Source organism: Oribacterium sp. FC2011 (assembly GCF_000701645.1).
GTDB lineage: Bacteria > Bacillota > Clostridia > Lachnospirales > Lachnospiraceae > Oribacterium.
Genome location: NZ_JNJM01000010.1, coordinates 111096 through 126276, shown reverse-complemented (window position 1 = coordinate 126276; position 15181 = coordinate 111096). Strand labels below are relative to the sequence as shown.

The window sequence follows — 15181 nt, the reverse complement described above, 5'->3', positions numbered from 1 at the left end:
GCTATGTTATTGGCGTATTAGTGTTTTTTTAAAAACTTTTCGCTTTTTCAAATGTTTCAAGCTTTTTTGTGTATATGCTGCGTATCACGGGGTCCTCCAAGTGTTCGACAGACATAGTGTTGCTAAGTAACGAGTCGTATATGATTGACCTCATGTACTTCTGCTTGTCATTTATACGGATTCCGTCTTTTGATTCAGTTTCTGCCATCTTTCCGGCGCAAGCACACAAGAAGTCAGCAAGATCAGCTTTATTTATTTCATGGTATTCTGTGAGTCTGTCTGAAAGTTTTTTTATGACATCCTCAGATGATATCATGATCCCTTTGACATTAAACGTATTTCTATCCGACAACATTCTAGCCAGGATCTCAACCGTCAAATCGAGGTTTGAATCCTTTTTAGCCCATGACTGGTATTTTACTGCATCCTTCAGGGTATTCAATGCTGTTCTGTAATCCATTGAACTTTTGTTGAACAATAGCTCACAGGAATCGAGCGAACCTTTCTCTCCTTCACTCTTTTCTGTTCTCTTTAGGGAGTGAGTGATGTTTAATGCGTTATTGTTTATTGTGTTTATGTTTAATGTGTTATTGTTTGTGGTGCTCTCCTCTGCGGTGTGGGATGCCGTGGTGTAGATAGCTGTGGTGTCCTTTTCCGGGTTCTGAATGTCGGAGTATTCCTTAGAAAAAGCCGTGGTGCTATTTTCCGGTACCTCATGAAAATCCTTATTTTTCAAGGTTTTAGCCGTGGTGCTATTTCCCGGGTACTGACAAATAGGCGTACTTCTCCTGTGCCCGTTACTTCCAAAATCTACAAATTCCGGAGTCCCAAACATACTTAGACACTCTTCTTCAGTAAATACTCTTACTCTGTTCTTTTTTTCTTTATCAATCTCTTCCTGAGACAATTTGTGGTCTGTAAGTTCATAGACTGCTCCACGGACGGAACCATTTACGTGAACCTGGTAACGAACGATATATCCGTTATCGATGAGTTTTTTTACTGTTTTTTGGAAAGGCTCTTCCTGTAATCCGAAGGTGAGTTTTTGGTACTCTGCTCTTAAGAGGGTATAGGTATCCGATCCTGCAAGAGCAGATATATAACCATAGAGACCTATCGCTTTCAACCCTAGTGAGCTATCCATTGCCACCATTGTCGGCATATTCCCCCAGCCCTTGAAGCTTAAATAAGCTGCACGGGAACCTTTGCTATGCTCTTCCATTACGTCTCCAGGGCACATATTGATGATATAGTGGTTTGTCATCTGCTTATGTTCTTTGTTGTAGAGCTCCTGGACTTTAATATAGCCTCTTTCTTCCAGCTGCTTTCTGTACTTATACATAGTGCGGTTGCTGATCTTAAGATCACGCATTATCTTCTCTTTCGATGGAAAAGCATAATTCATACCGCTACCGGTATAAGTCGCGTAATAGGCAAACAGACCTTTTGCGGACGGATCTATATTTGTGTCCAGCATCAGACACTTGGAGACCTTACCGTAGCCTTCGCTGTCTATACCGATGAGCTCATAGGAGTCTGTCATGCCTTGTGATTTTTTAACGTCTAATTCTTCCATGGTTTTTAACCCTAACTATTTTTTCGGAATAAGGTTCGTAGGTGTTATTGCACCCCTTTCACTATTATGACTTCTTTTTCCGTAACATAATTATGGAAGGAGATATCGCGATATTGGTAAGAATAGTAAACTTTTTTCGTTATTATTTGAAATTTTTTCAAAAAAACAGGAGTTGTCACCCCGGACAACCCCTTTGGAGAGCGTTTTTATTAAAAAAATGGTGTCTATATACCTTCTGATTACTTTGGAAGCATTCTTCCTATGAACAACAATATCATCATGTGAAGAGGATAAAACCAGTAATATACCCTTTTTGGAACCTTAATGACATCATCAAATGGATTTAAAAGAACGATAAACAATACTGCAAATACCGCATAAATCTGTTCAAAGGATATATTCATAAATAAAATGTAGAATATCCATAGGCTAATTGAAACTATGAACATCATAACCGGCGATTCTTGTTTGACCATCAGGTAATACATGGCAACAGCCGTAATTACACCATATACTCCGTAATCGAAGCTTATAATCCTATCTAAACCGTATGCAAAAACGACTATAAACCAAGCCACAAGATATTTTTTCGGTCTATCCATGTTACTTTCCAATACAAAGAGTATTGTGATTGCACTAAGCCAGGTGAATCCTATGTTAATGGCTGGGTATTGTACAATCAGGCAATATGGGATTTCTGATATTAAGGTTAAAGCAAGGATATTTGATATATACTTTTTTAGTGTTCCATGCTGTTTTGAAAAGTAAAATCCTCTTGCTATGCAATAAGCATACAGAGGCATTGCAAGCCGTCCGATAAGCCGGAATATAATAATCTCCTTTAATAGTATGACACCTATATGGTCTATAAGCATCGTTAAAAGGGCCAGCAGCTTTATCATTCAAACCTCCAAGAAAACATTTCTGCATTCTAATTATGGGAGGTGTTCTTCAATTATCAGTAAAAAATAGCAAATCAGTTTAACCATAATTATAAATGAACAATCATGCTGTGATATTGAATGAAGCCAGGAATATCTGGAACCGATAGTCATAGGAGGAGACAAGTTCAGATAAAAAAAGCCCCGCAATGGGGCTTATGAAGTGCATCTATGAAGCCGGAACCAGACGGCCGCCTCGCTCAAAGATCTCAAGCATGAGGGTTCTGGATTTCTCGCTGAGAGCTCGTATCTGGTCGCTTTTTAAATTGCATTCACGTATTACCTGCCTGCAAAGTGACATAGCGCAAGAAGCATCTGGGTCAGCACCTTCCTTAAGAGTCTTTCCATGAAAGTCAAGAACTTTGTAATTCCATCCTTCGCTGTCCTTTTTTATATCTATAGCGTATTTTTCCGCTACGAACATTTTATGGACATCTTGGTATGGTAAAAAGTCCTCTTTGCACCTCCAGCAATGGAACCTTTCCTCTTCATAAAGCCCGGAATCGTTTGTTTTTCCGGAATTAAGTATTTTTTTACCGCACAGTGGGCATGGCATCTCTTTCTGATAGTAAATCTTCACTTCTTTCTCCTCCTGCGTTCTTAACGCAATTACTTGTTATTTTGATACAAAGTAATTATGGGAAGGGATAATACTTTTAGAGTAAAGAGCATCAGTTTTTTTAATGATGTTAATTATTCATCAGACAATGTAACTATTGTATTCAGAAAGGACATATCCTACTAGGTCTTTCGGCTGGGTAAGGATTTCTATTAAAAAAGTCTTTCCAGAGAAACAATTGTTTATCGTTCGAGCTAAACCTCGAGAAGTAGGCTAGGGGAAAAAGATAATTTGATATACAGTGTATGTGTGATATTATAGAGCGCGTAGAATAGGAGGAAAAGATATCATGAAAAAATCAACTTTTTATATTATTGCATTATGCGTCGTGGGGATAATTTTTCTAGCATTTCCTTATTCCATTAATAAAATAAAAAGTATAATTGAATTGTTATTAAAAAATGAAAATGTAGTTAAGGAAACTTGTAATATGGCAAGCTCTGTTTTCTTGGGCGCAGCAATATGTTGCTTCATAAGCCCACTCATTCATAAGATAATCGTCAAAATAGTGCACCTGAAAACATTTATAGTGATACTTATTTTAATATTTTTTGCTGCACTATTTTGTGGTTTGGCGTGGGTTTTAGGTTCATTAGTGAATAGTAAGTTTTTTGATTTTAATGTAATTCTTCTTACGACTATTTGTTCCTGTTTGCTAGCTGAATTAATCGGAGTCCAAAGAGACGAGGAGTAAAAATATAACTGTAAAGACAAAATTGGTAGAGTAAAAAGGATGGGACCTTTCTATAGAACTTGGTTATAAGATTTTTTCTAATCCCCTTTGCTCTTTTATAATATGCGCATTAACGGTCCTTGATTTTTCTAGGAATATGTCGGAATCGTTTGTCCGGACCACACAAATATATTGCTTTTTGGGGTATTATATGAAATAATATCTTTCGTAAATTACTTTAAGTAATTTTGGAGATTGCCGGCACATGAGGCCGGTCAAGGTGAGCTTTCGGGCTTGCCTTTTTTATTGCAAAAAAGACCTCTGCTTATCTATACAGAGGCTTGTATGTCACAGCTAAAAATCAGACATCAGATATCCTGAAGATTCTTAATAGCTCTTATGAAGGGAGCGACAATATTTACTCTTATTACCACTTTTCCTTCGATACTGGTAAGAGGCACAGGATTAAAGTCCTTGGTCGAGTTGTTATCGCCTTTAAAAATATATTCTCCTTCCTCCGTAATATCGACGATCCTGTGTATGTACTCCATGCCAGTCGATGACTGGTACATGGCTATCTCTCCGATACCCGGTCTTCTTTTTTCACAGTATGAGAATGGATTTACGTATACTATGGATCCCACCTGTAGTGTCGGCTTCATCGAACCTGTTTCTATGTATCTCACTTTAAAAAGGATCGTGATGATAAAAAAGAGCACGATGAGTGCAGTGAGAAGTTTGTCCCCGATATTTAATAACTTCTTTCTATTCATTCTTTTGATGACCTTTCCGGTGTACAGGTACCTCTGTATAATTTGCTGTCTCTACTTATTATGGGAGGACTTTTTGCTGTATTAGTATTTTTGAGGTTTTTTTATGAAATTGATATATAATGCCTGATATCAAACAAAACTGATTCGTTAACACTAAGAGTGATACGGATCCAATCATACAACACAGTTAAACGCAGCTATAATTAATACCAGTTATTTGTAGACATAGCTTAGTATTAAAATCCATCTTCTTGTTTTGACATGTAAGGCCTGCGATAATATTTTTGTATAGTTTAATTGGGAGTAGTTCGAAACTTGACCTACTCCCAATTAATTTCTATTTAACCTCAACAGACCTTGATAATAGGCTAAATTTTTATCTTACATAAATCCTTCAGTGTTTTTTAATCTTTATTGCATAATAAAAGGTTTTAGGCGCTTATATATTAAGACCTAATCTAATTCGTTGAGTTTAGATATACTATTTTGTTTTAGAGTCTCAAAATCTAGACTAAAGCTATTTCTTTGAATGTCCTTATATAGGTGTGTCAAAACATTTTTTTGATCATTATCCTTGGAACATGAAATCCTGATTGAAATATAATTCAATAGTTCTGATATCGATTTAACCTCATCTATATTATTATCATTATTAGATAAAGTCTCCAATGGTTTACCTACATCATCTTTCTCCCTTATCAAAATATTTTTCTTTTTTAGTAACTCGTCATGTTGAGCAGTCAATGCTGCCTTTTCTTCGTTTAGTGCAATAGTCAGCTTATTAATTTTTTCATTTGCTATATTAAGCTCAGCTTCAATTTCACTTTTTCTTTTAAAATCAAAAAAACTCAGACAACTGTATTCACTATTAAGCCAATCTATGCGCTCTTGCGTTTCCTTTAATTGTATCCTTGTTTGACTTTCGAAAATACTATTATCTATGTCGTTAATTTTCTTCGTAATGTTATCAATTTCATTTTCTATTTCTCTACGTCTAAGTTCAATCTTTTCTATTCTTTCAGAATTTAAATTCTCATACTTTTTTAGTCTATCTAAAAGTTCTGGATTTCCAAATTGTTTTGCGCGAGCATAGTAATTATCGCAAACAAGTCCGTTTGCAATCATATTGCCAAATATTTCGATATCGCTTGCACTTGCACAAGCCATGGCCATACCTAGATATGCTTCTGCACATTTTGAATCTGTATTAAGCACCTGGTCAAAAAATGTTTTTGCATTATCATATGCACCATCTTCAAGGGCCATTTTTCCTCTATCCAGTAATGCTGTAGTATTTGTTTTATTCTGAATTATTTCCTGAGAATGAATGATAGTTCCACCTTTACCGAAAAGTTTGTCTATTCCTCGAATCAAATCTTGTATAGCGCCAACTTTTCCCAGGTCCTGTGCTTGCAGCTTTGTGAACTCCTTAGGAATGTCATAAGCATCAATATCCTTATAACAGGGGATTAGATATTTACTTTTGTCAGCTGCCATAAGCTTCAGATACCGGCCCCATTCATTCTTGACCCACACCGCATTGTAATAGTCATAGCTGGTTCCGATCGCAAGCATTACTTTCGCAGAATTCAAAGCAGCAAAAATAAAGGGTTCGTACTCCACCCCTAGCTTATCTTCCAAACTGATGCGTGAGAAAAACACCCGGTATCCTTTCGATGTCAAAGCATCATAGATATCCTGAGCCAAAACTGAATCTATGGTACGTTCATTATTCTCATCTGTTTCCTTATAACAAATGAAGATATCATAGGGTTCTTCTTTTCCAGAAACCTCTATGATGCCTTTTCTCAGCTCCTCGATTTGTTTTGCTTGTTCACGATAAACAGCTCTGGCTACTGTGTCAGCATTCTCCATGACCTGTTCAAAATCGGAATCATACATCACGGAATCAAAGGATGAACGGTGGCAGGTAGGAACCTTTTTTCCGCTGGCTGGATCGTCCACATATTCGATGCCGTATTTACATAGCACAAGCCCCCAATAGGCTTCGGCCTCCTCTGGGAATTCTGCAACTATGGACTCGAAGATTCCTTCTGCCTTATCGAACTCACAGCTACGTAGGAGTCTATTTGCACGGCTAAAAAGAGTAATTTTCTTTTCATTGTCTGCAATAGGAATAGTTTGCTTTGATCCGCAGTATTCACATTCGCACACCGTTGTATTCGGTTCAATGATCAAGTCACCGCCACACATCTTACACTTTAATACTGTCATGATAGCTCCGTTAAATATATGTATTACTATTTTTCGTTTTATCTTATGTAAACATAAGATCTGCTTTTATATCATCAATTATTTTCCTATAAATGGCGGAATAATTCTTGTTCCTAACTGAATAAAACAGACACTCGTATCTCATGGCAGATAACAATACCTTCTGAGGATTTCCATCGGTATTCTTTCCACTAAAATAAGCCTTGAAAAATCCATGATCTGCGATTTCTCTTGATTTTCTTTCAATTGCCCACCATACATCAAACTCTGAAACATCCAGACCAAAACCTACAGGCCAAACATTTCCAATCAGAAAATAGTCAAGCCAGCATTTACATTTATGATTTACTTTATTCTGTTGGCATTCAAACAACTGATTCCCTAAATCTTTATTATATTTTGTAAGTAGACTCAAAGATTTCGCATAACTGTAATAGCTAAGTATCATTGAATGTTTTCGCTCTTTTTCTCCGTGAATATGAAAAACAGGTATTGTTCTTCCGTCCGACGTCGTGATCATATTACATACAAAGGTATTATGGTTTACCTTAGTATTTCCATCCAATGCTGTAAATGCTTTTTTTTGGCATAAGTTGTAAATGGTTTCATCCATATGTATTGATGCTATCTAATATTATATTGAATAGAAAAATAGTATTTTGTTTTTTCAACAATAGTGATTTACAAACAGTAAACATCCAAATCAATCTTTAAAGCGGGTCGGACACCAAGACTATCCCTGTCAACGACCACATACTTAATCTCTCCCCTATAGTTGCTGATAGCAGCAGTTTCATTATTCCATTTTCCTTGTGACCTTAACCACCACGCACATGCTTCAAAACCCACAAAGACTCCATGATTAACCGCAAGTTGACTGGGTTTACAAACTCTGTCCATTTTATTATTTAAATACTGCCTTACTTCCGCAATGGACAACAGAAAAACATGATCTTCCGTTTCCATTCCAGGATCCGCTTTAAATGTTGAATCTTTGTGTGAGGGGACGATACTTGTTTTGATATAATTCTGCTCCTCTTCATTAAAAGCTGCGTTAAAAAAGTCCTTATTCAACCATTCTCTTAAGGTACACTTTTCCCACGTTACATTTTCGTTTTTCTCGTTATACTTTCTACAGTCAATTGCCTGCTCTGTAAGTAAGAATAGACTGTTTGTATTTTCTAACACTCTCCACTTTATTGGCTCAACACCATTACCATTTTCATATCTTCCGAATTGTACTATTGATCCTGTTTTAACCTCTTCTATTCCAAAAATCAGCAAATATGCTTCCTTAAGTAGTTCCCTCTTTATTTTGCGCTTTATTTCCCCTTGAAAACTTAGTCCTTTGCTTCTCGCAACATCACAGGCTGTCTCATAGTCATCAATCTCTCTAACTATATTTCGTAAGTCTTCCTCATCTTTTTTTAAAGATACTTCTAGCCCCCCAATTTGATCTTGCAATTTCTTTTTTTCATTACTAAGAGATTCCTCCAAAACGTATATTTGCTCTTGCAAAATTTTTTTCTCTTTACCCTTAAAAAAGCCAAGACCCTCCATTCTATGCTGTTTCTCCTTGATTTCTTCATTTTTAAGGGATTCGTATTCTGCCATATATTTATGTTTCTGATTAATAGCATCTTTTATTTCAGTCTGGTGGGCCTTTATCTGCTCCTGCTTTTCATCAAGTTCATTTCGTACTTTTTCTGCTTTAGATTTAGCCTCCTCGTATTTATTTTTTAAATCCAATAAGATTTTCTTTTCCTCAGGACTGTATTCTATTTCATATTCGTTTGTATTTACCTTTTGTATTTGCATCTGGATTTCTTTGAACCGGGCAATTCTCTTTTCCTGCATCTCTTTTATTCTTGCAAGGTTTTTTTCTTTCGACTCTTCCCATTCTAATAATTCAACAGCAAGGTTTCCTTTTGCATACTGCTTTGCACGCATCCAGTAGCGGTTATCAGTACAGTCTTCGGCAATAAATACCTTTCTGGCTTCTTCCTTGTTTCTACTCCCTATTTCGGTCAAAAATAGTCCCAGATAAGCCTCGGCTGACTCAGCTTCTATATTCAATGCATCATTGAAAAATTTGTTTGCCTCTTCAAATTCACCGTCCTCAATTGAGTCATATCCACGCTTTAGAAGAGCAGCAACATTTGAACCGCCTGTCACTACTTGTTGGACTATTTGAGAATGCAAAGGATTTTCTGGTTTATTATCCTTCCCAAACAGCTTGTCGATGCCCCTTATGAGATCCTGTATAGCACCTACTTTTCCCAAGTCCTGTGCCTGCAGCTTCGCAAATTCCTTCGGAATGTCATATGCATCAATGTCCTTATAACAAGGAATTAGATATTTACTCTTGTCCGCAGCTATTAACTTAAGATACCGGCTCCACTCATTCTTAACCCACACAGCATTGTAATAGTCATAGCTGGTCCCGACTGCAAGCATTACTTTTGCGGAATTCAGTGCAGCAAAAATATAGGGTTCATACTCAACCCCTAGCTTGTCTTCCAGGCTAATACGTGAGAAGAATACCCGGTATCCTTTCGATGTCAAAGCATCATAGATATCCTGAGCCAAAACTGAATCTATGGTACGTTCATTATTCTCATCTGTTTCCTTATAACAAATGAAGATATCATAGGGTTCTTCTTTTCCAGAAACCTCTATGATGCCTTTTCTCAGCTCCTCGATTTGTTTTGCTTGTTCACGATAAACAGCTCTGGCTACTGTGTCGGCATTCTCCATGACCTGTTCGAAATCGGAATCATCCATTACGGAATCAAATGACGAGCGGTGGCATGTGGGGACTTTCTTTCCAGTTGCAGGATCATCTACATATTCAATTCCGTATTTACACAGCACAAGGCCCCAATAAGCTTCCGCCTCCTCGGGAAATTCTGCTACTATTGACTCAAAGATTCCTTCCGCTTTGTCAAATTCACAGCTTCTGAGCAGACGGTTTGCTCGACTGAACAGGGTAATCTTCTTTTCATTATCTACTGTGGGGATCGTCTGCTTCGATCCGCAGTATTCACATTCGCACACCGTTGTATTTGGTTCAACGACCAAGTCACCGCCACACATCTTACACTTTAATACTGTCATGATAGCTCCGTTAAATATATATATTACTATTTTTCGTTTTATCTTATGTAGACATAAGATCTGCTTTTATATCATCAATTATTTTCCTATAAATGGCGGAATAATTCTTGTTCCTAACTGAATAAAACAGACATTCGTATCTCATGGCAGATAACAATACCTTCTGAGGATTTCCATCGGTATTCTTTCCACTAAAATAAGCTTTGAAAAATCCATGATCTGCGATTTCTCTTGATTTTCTTTCAATTGCCCACCATACATCAAACTCTGAAACATCCAGACCAAATCCTACAGACCAAATATTTCCAATCAGAAAATAATCAAGCCAGCATTTACATTTATGATTTGCTTTATTCTGCTGACATTCAAACAATTGATTCCCTAAGTCTTTATTATATTTTGTAAGTAGACTCAAAGATTTAGCATAACTGTAATAACTAAGAACCATTGAATGTTTTCGTTCTTTTTCTCCGTGAATGTGAAAAACCGGTATAGTTCTCCCGTCCGGCGTCGTGATTATATTACATACAAAGGTATTATGGTTTACCTTTGTATTTCCATCCAATGCTGTAAATGCTTTTTTTCTGGCATAAGGAGTAAAAGGCTTCTTTGATAATTCTTCCTCTATTTCATAGGTATAATTAGTTGTCAGAATAGCATCAAAGGGCAGACTTAATAGCTCCTGCAAAAGTGGATGTATATTAGAAACGGTGTTTATATTATCTGCTACACGTCGTTGTATATCTTCAACATCTGTTCCGCAGAGAGCCTCGGGTTGCATGGCATAAGGGACCTTTTTAACATTCTCAGGATTGTTCAAAGTACTTATGCTTGCTAACAAATCATCCCAACCTGTTGAGTTATTTGATAATTTGAGCATCCCGTTACCAAGAAAAAGAACATTAGGCTTTTTTGTTGTGTTTATTTCTAAAACGTCTCTTCTTATTGCCATATAAATCTTGTCTCCATTAGTACGTTTGATTGCGGACATAAATAATGGCTATACTTTTGTCGTATCAAGCCACATTGCAGGACGAATACAAGCGATTTGGTTACTCGGTTTTCCTTGAGAATTCTCTGCAATACCAATACCGCCATATTCTGTTACACAGGCAAGGAAACTTGATCCTATTTTTAATTTATTCATATTTACTTGTGATCTGAGCCACCATATACAACCTCTGCTATCCAATTTATTTTTGCTAACTGCTTTCAGTGCAAGAGTAGGTTGAAGTCTCCTACTACTGTCGCTAGGAAAATATTTTTGTACTTCATCTACAGAAAGAAGAAATATACGATCTTCTGTTTCTTCTGTATATTCTTCTCGATCGTATGTATTATGATAAGCCCTTGTCTTTAATTTTGTTCTACCAATCAAGAGCTGTTCATCCTCATCAAAAGAGGTTTCTATAAATGATTTATTGAGCCAGCTTCTTAAATCACTACTTTCCCATGAAGTCCAACCTCCCAGCTTAGAAAAAGGCTTCTCATCAATTGCATACTTAGAGATGATTAGTATTTTTTCTTCCTTGGCTTCCAATATTTGCCAGTCGATAGCAAGTATTTGTCCACCCATTTCATACCGTCCAAATTGCACTTGATTTCGCGATGACATAATAGCGCCCTGCATTTCAAGCTTTAGTTTTGTGATTTCCATTTCATAAGATTCCTGTTTCTTGGAAACTTCATTTGTCAAAGCTTCAATTTTTTCCTGAATTGTAATTTTTTCTTTTCCATTGAGGAATCCCAATGTGGACATGTATTGCTGCAGGCTGTCTATGTCCTGTTTCAACTTTAGTATGATATTATCCTTTTCTTCTGCGATTTTATATAATTGCTCTTTCAAGCCATTACGGTTTTCTACTCTTCTGTTAATGCGTTGCTGCTTTTCAAGCGAAGCATTCTGTTCTTTTTTTCTAATCTGCTCCTGTTCCTCATGCCTTTTTTCATCTTGTTGTTTTTTCCACTCAGAGATTTCCTGGTAGTATGTTTCGATTTCCTCCTCAAGTAGAGCATTTTTATTTGCTCTCATTAATGTTAAATAATTGTTAGAGGATGTAATTTTTTCACGTTCTTTGTCTGTTGTTTTTGCAAGTCTGGACCAGAATTTCTCCCGTGTATTGCAAGAATCAACAGTTCTTGTATCAATTCTTTCTATCAGTGTAAAAAAAGCATCTTCAGTAATCAGCTTTCCAAGTAACGCATCCCCATTCTGCGCATCAAATGTCAGTGCCTTTTCAAAATAATGCAAAGCTTTCAAATGATGATCATCTTCTGGATAATGTGACTGTTCTAGTTCTCTATACCCCAATAAAATCAAGGATTCTATATTCTCGCCACCTTCAACTTGAACCTTGCCCTCAACTTGAACCGTTCCTTCTACTTTTACAGTACCTTTTATTTCTTGTACCATCTGTTGAATTTTCAGCTTGTCATACTGCATGCCACAATATTCACATTCAAACAGACCATCTGGTCTGGCAATTAATTTGCCCCCACATATTTCACATTCAAGTTTTGCCATAATCATTAACCTCGCTTACTTAACTATCAAAATGGTCATTCTTCCGGCTTGATTGTTATTCTTATTGATTTAATTTCTCCAGCTCTTTTATCAGTGTCTCAATATCGTTTACATTTTTTAGTGATTTCATTATTTTTTGATTATACTGAGTAATTAATTGCTTGAAGGATTTAATGTTGTTTTCTATCTCCAACAGGTCATTATTCTTGTTATAAAAAGCTTCTTCATGTTGAGCTCTTATGTTTTCAATAGCCAGCTTTATCTCTTTACGTTTTATTCCGTTAAAGAATCCCTTAAGTGATTCTAAGTCTCTTTGCAGTTCATAAACCTGTTTTTCAAACAGTTCTTGTTCCTTGTTTTTGAGCTCAATCAATGTTTGTTTCTTGGATTCTTCCTTTTCCAGTTTTAATTTTAATTCATTTATAGCTGTCGTAAATCTGCCCTCCTCTGACGCCAATGACTCCGCTTTAATTCTGCACTTTTTAATCAGATCTTCCATATTAAATAGTGTCCAGCCATTCACATCACATTGACCATAATTTTCGTATTCATCAAATGGTTTTGTGGAAACAACAGTACCATCTGCCTTTATTCCGAGTGTATGGTCAGGCCCCGCACAAATTGCGACAATATCTCTCCAACCCTCTACCTCACACTGATATAAACCTGCACCTACAACTGTTCCATTCTTTTTCAGCCCGATTATATGATACTTTCCAATACTGAGTTCAATAATATCGTTCCACTTTTCAACAATACCCATATCGGTATCTTTTAAACCTTGAGCAATCACAACAGTGCCATCTTCTTTTAACCCAGCTATACGATTTAAGCCTACACTGATTGAAACAATATTTTTCCACTTCTCAACAGCAACTTGTAGTCTCATTCCATTAATTTCGTTATCTTCTATTTTACCTGCAGTATATTTTGGTATAGTATCCGTGAATTTGCATTCTGTAGCAATTACTGTTCCATTCTGATTTAGACCAAATGTATTTAAATTATTCGATTGTACTTCCCTAATATTTTTCCAGCTTGAAACATTACATTGTCCATATTTTGAATGTTTATTAACAGATGTAATCACGCTTCCATCAGCTTTAAGTGCCGGCAGGCACATTCCTTGACCAATTGATATAATATCCTTCCAATTATCTACATCTTTATAATCTTCATCACCGAAACATTTATCTACAGTTCTGACCACGCGACCATCTGCTTTGATACCAAAAGACCGGTTATTCGTCGCTCGAATTGAAATAATATCTTTCCAATCACCGACTTCGCATTGATTATGATAATAATCACCTTTATACGCAGTCGAAATCACAGTACCATCCGCTTTTAACCCGATTGAATGCGTAGCATCAGCACTTATCATAATATTGGCTATGCGTAAGGCCTGTCTGATTATAGAAAGGCGTTTTGGTGCTTCCTCTAGTTTTTGTTTTTCCGCCTCTCTTTTCTGTTCTGCGGAGATAAACAATTCTTCCCAGTATTTTTTCTGCTCATTGCTACCATATTTGACTGCTCGCTGATAATTTGTGTTATCTTTTGCCTTTTCTACAGCTTTAACATCCTCTGCTAGTTCTTCCTCTTTTTTATATTTTATATCCGCACAATATTTACCGAAAAAAGCTTCTGCATTTTCGGCATCCATATCTAAAACACGATCAAAAAATTCATTAGCTTTCTGCCAGTCTTCATCTTCAAGTGCCTGCTTGCCACGTTTAAGCAGAGATTCCACATTAGGGCCTCCTGATTGCTGCACCACTACCGTCTGTGAAGACTGAGAATGTTCCACAGTTTTCTCTGGAGGTATTAGCTTTTCAATGCCTCTTAAGAGATCTTGTATAGCACCTACTTTTCCAAGATCCTGTGCCTGTAGCTTCGCGAACTCCTTCGGAATGTCATACGCGTCAATGTCCTTATAACAGGGTATTAGATATTTACTTTTGTCTGCAGCCATCAATTTAAGATATCGGCCCCACTCATTCTTGACCCAAACTGCATTATAATAATCATAGCTGGTTCCGATAGCCAGCATCACCTTTGCTGAATTCAAAGCAGCAAAAATATAAGGTTCATACTCAACTCCTAGCTTATCTTCCAAGCTTATACGTGAGAAGAATACTCGGTATTCTTTTGATGTCAGAGCATCATAAATGTCCTGTGCCAATACAGAATCTATGGTCCGATCATTATGCTCATCCGTTTCTTTATAGCAGATAAAGATATCATAGGGCTCTTCTTTTCCGGAAACCTCTATAATACCTTTTCTCAGTTCTTCAATCTGCTTTGCTTGTTCACGATAGATAGCTCTTGCTACCGTGTCAGCATTCTCCATGACCTGTTCAAAATCGGAATCATCCATCACGGAATCAAAGGATGAACGGTGGCAGGTAGGAACCTTTTTTCCGCTGGCTGGATCGTCCACATATTCGATGCCGTATTTACATAGCACAAGCCCCCAGTAGGCTTCTGCCTCCTCGGGGAATTCTGCCACGATGGACTCAAAGATACCCTCGGCCTTGTCGAATTCGCAACTGCGGAGCAGGCGGTTCGCGCGGGCGAAGAGAGTTACCTTTTTTTCGTTGTCTGCTGTCGGAATCGTCTGTTTCGATCCGCAGTATTCGCATTCACAGACTGTTGCACCTGAATCAAATGATAGGTCGCCTCCACACATCTTGCATTTTAATATAGCCATAATAATCCCCATT

The 15181-nt window shown here is 37.0% G+C and carries 11 protein-coding genes; 1 reads left to right on the top strand and 10 read right to left on the bottom strand.

Annotated features, from left to right (window positions below):
- Positions 1–28: 28 nt before the first annotated feature.
- The 3 genes from T357_RS0109855 to T357_RS0109845 all read right to left on the bottom strand — a co-directional run bounded on the left by T357_RS0109855 (position 29) and on the right by T357_RS0109845 (position 3097).
- Complete coding sequence (locus tag T357_RS0109855; protein ID WP_031551746.1) at positions 29–1576, bottom strand: helix-turn-helix domain-containing protein; 1548 nt, start codon at positions 1574–1576, stop codon at positions 29–31.
- A gap of 239 nt (positions 1577–1815) precedes the next feature.
- The gene (locus tag T357_RS0109850) at positions 1816–2478 is read right to left on the bottom strand and encodes a TraX family protein (RefSeq protein WP_031551743.1); all 663 of its coding nucleotides are present in this window, start codon (positions 2476–2478) and stop codon (positions 1816–1818) included.
- A gap of 208 nt (positions 2479–2686) precedes the next feature.
- The gene (locus tag T357_RS0109845) at positions 2687–3097 is read right to left on the bottom strand and encodes a hypothetical protein (RefSeq protein WP_031551740.1); all 411 of its coding nucleotides are present in this window, start codon (positions 3095–3097) and stop codon (positions 2687–2689) included.
- 328 nt (positions 3098–3425) lie between these two features.
- Here T357_RS0109845 and T357_RS0109840 point away from each other — a divergent pair, with 328 nt between their 5' ends.
- Entirely contained in the window at positions 3426–3830 is a 405-nt protein-coding gene (locus T357_RS0109840) for a hypothetical protein (RefSeq protein WP_031551737.1), read from the top strand.
- Between the two features lie 347 nt (positions 3831–4177).
- On the opposite strand, the gene T357_RS0109835 is transcribed toward T357_RS0109840, so the two are convergent.
- The 7 genes from T357_RS0109835 to T357_RS0109805 form a co-directional block, all read right to left on the bottom strand.
- A complete protein-coding gene (locus tag T357_RS0109835) occupies positions 4178–4582 on the bottom strand; it encodes a signal peptidase I (RefSeq protein WP_031551735.1) in 405 nt (134 codons plus the stop codon).
- Positions 4583–5035: 453 nt separating this feature from the next.
- A complete protein-coding gene (locus T357_RS20290; protein WP_031551733.1) occupies positions 5036–6817 on the bottom strand; it encodes a toll/interleukin-1 receptor domain-containing protein in 1782 nt (593 codons plus the stop codon).
- A gap of 43 nt (positions 6818–6860) precedes the next feature.
- Positions 6861–7430 (bottom strand): hypothetical protein, encoded by a 570-nt coding sequence (locus T357_RS0109825; protein ID WP_031551730.1) that lies wholly within the window; start codon positions 7428–7430, stop codon positions 6861–6863.
- Between the two features lie 68 nt (positions 7431–7498).
- Positions 7499–9934 (bottom strand): DUF6273 domain-containing protein, encoded by a 2436-nt coding sequence (locus tag T357_RS20285; RefSeq protein ID WP_049962373.1) that lies wholly within the window; start codon positions 9932–9934, stop codon positions 7499–7501.
- A gap of 43 nt (positions 9935–9977) precedes the next feature.
- Positions 9978–10886, bottom strand: a complete 909-nt coding sequence (locus tag T357_RS0109815) for an SIR2 family protein (RefSeq protein ID WP_031551725.1) — start codon at positions 10884–10886, stop codon at positions 9978–9980.
- A gap of 48 nt (positions 10887–10934) precedes the next feature.
- Positions 10935–12458, bottom strand: coding sequence for a DUF6273 domain-containing protein (locus tag T357_RS0109810; protein WP_155991362.1), 1524 nt, complete (start codon positions 12456–12458; stop codon positions 10935–10937).
- Between the two features lie 61 nt (positions 12459–12519).
- A complete protein-coding gene (locus T357_RS0109805) occupies positions 12520–15168 on the bottom strand; it encodes a TIR domain-containing protein (protein ID WP_197027330.1) in 2649 nt (882 codons plus the stop codon).
- Positions 15169–15181 lie beyond the last annotated feature (13 nt).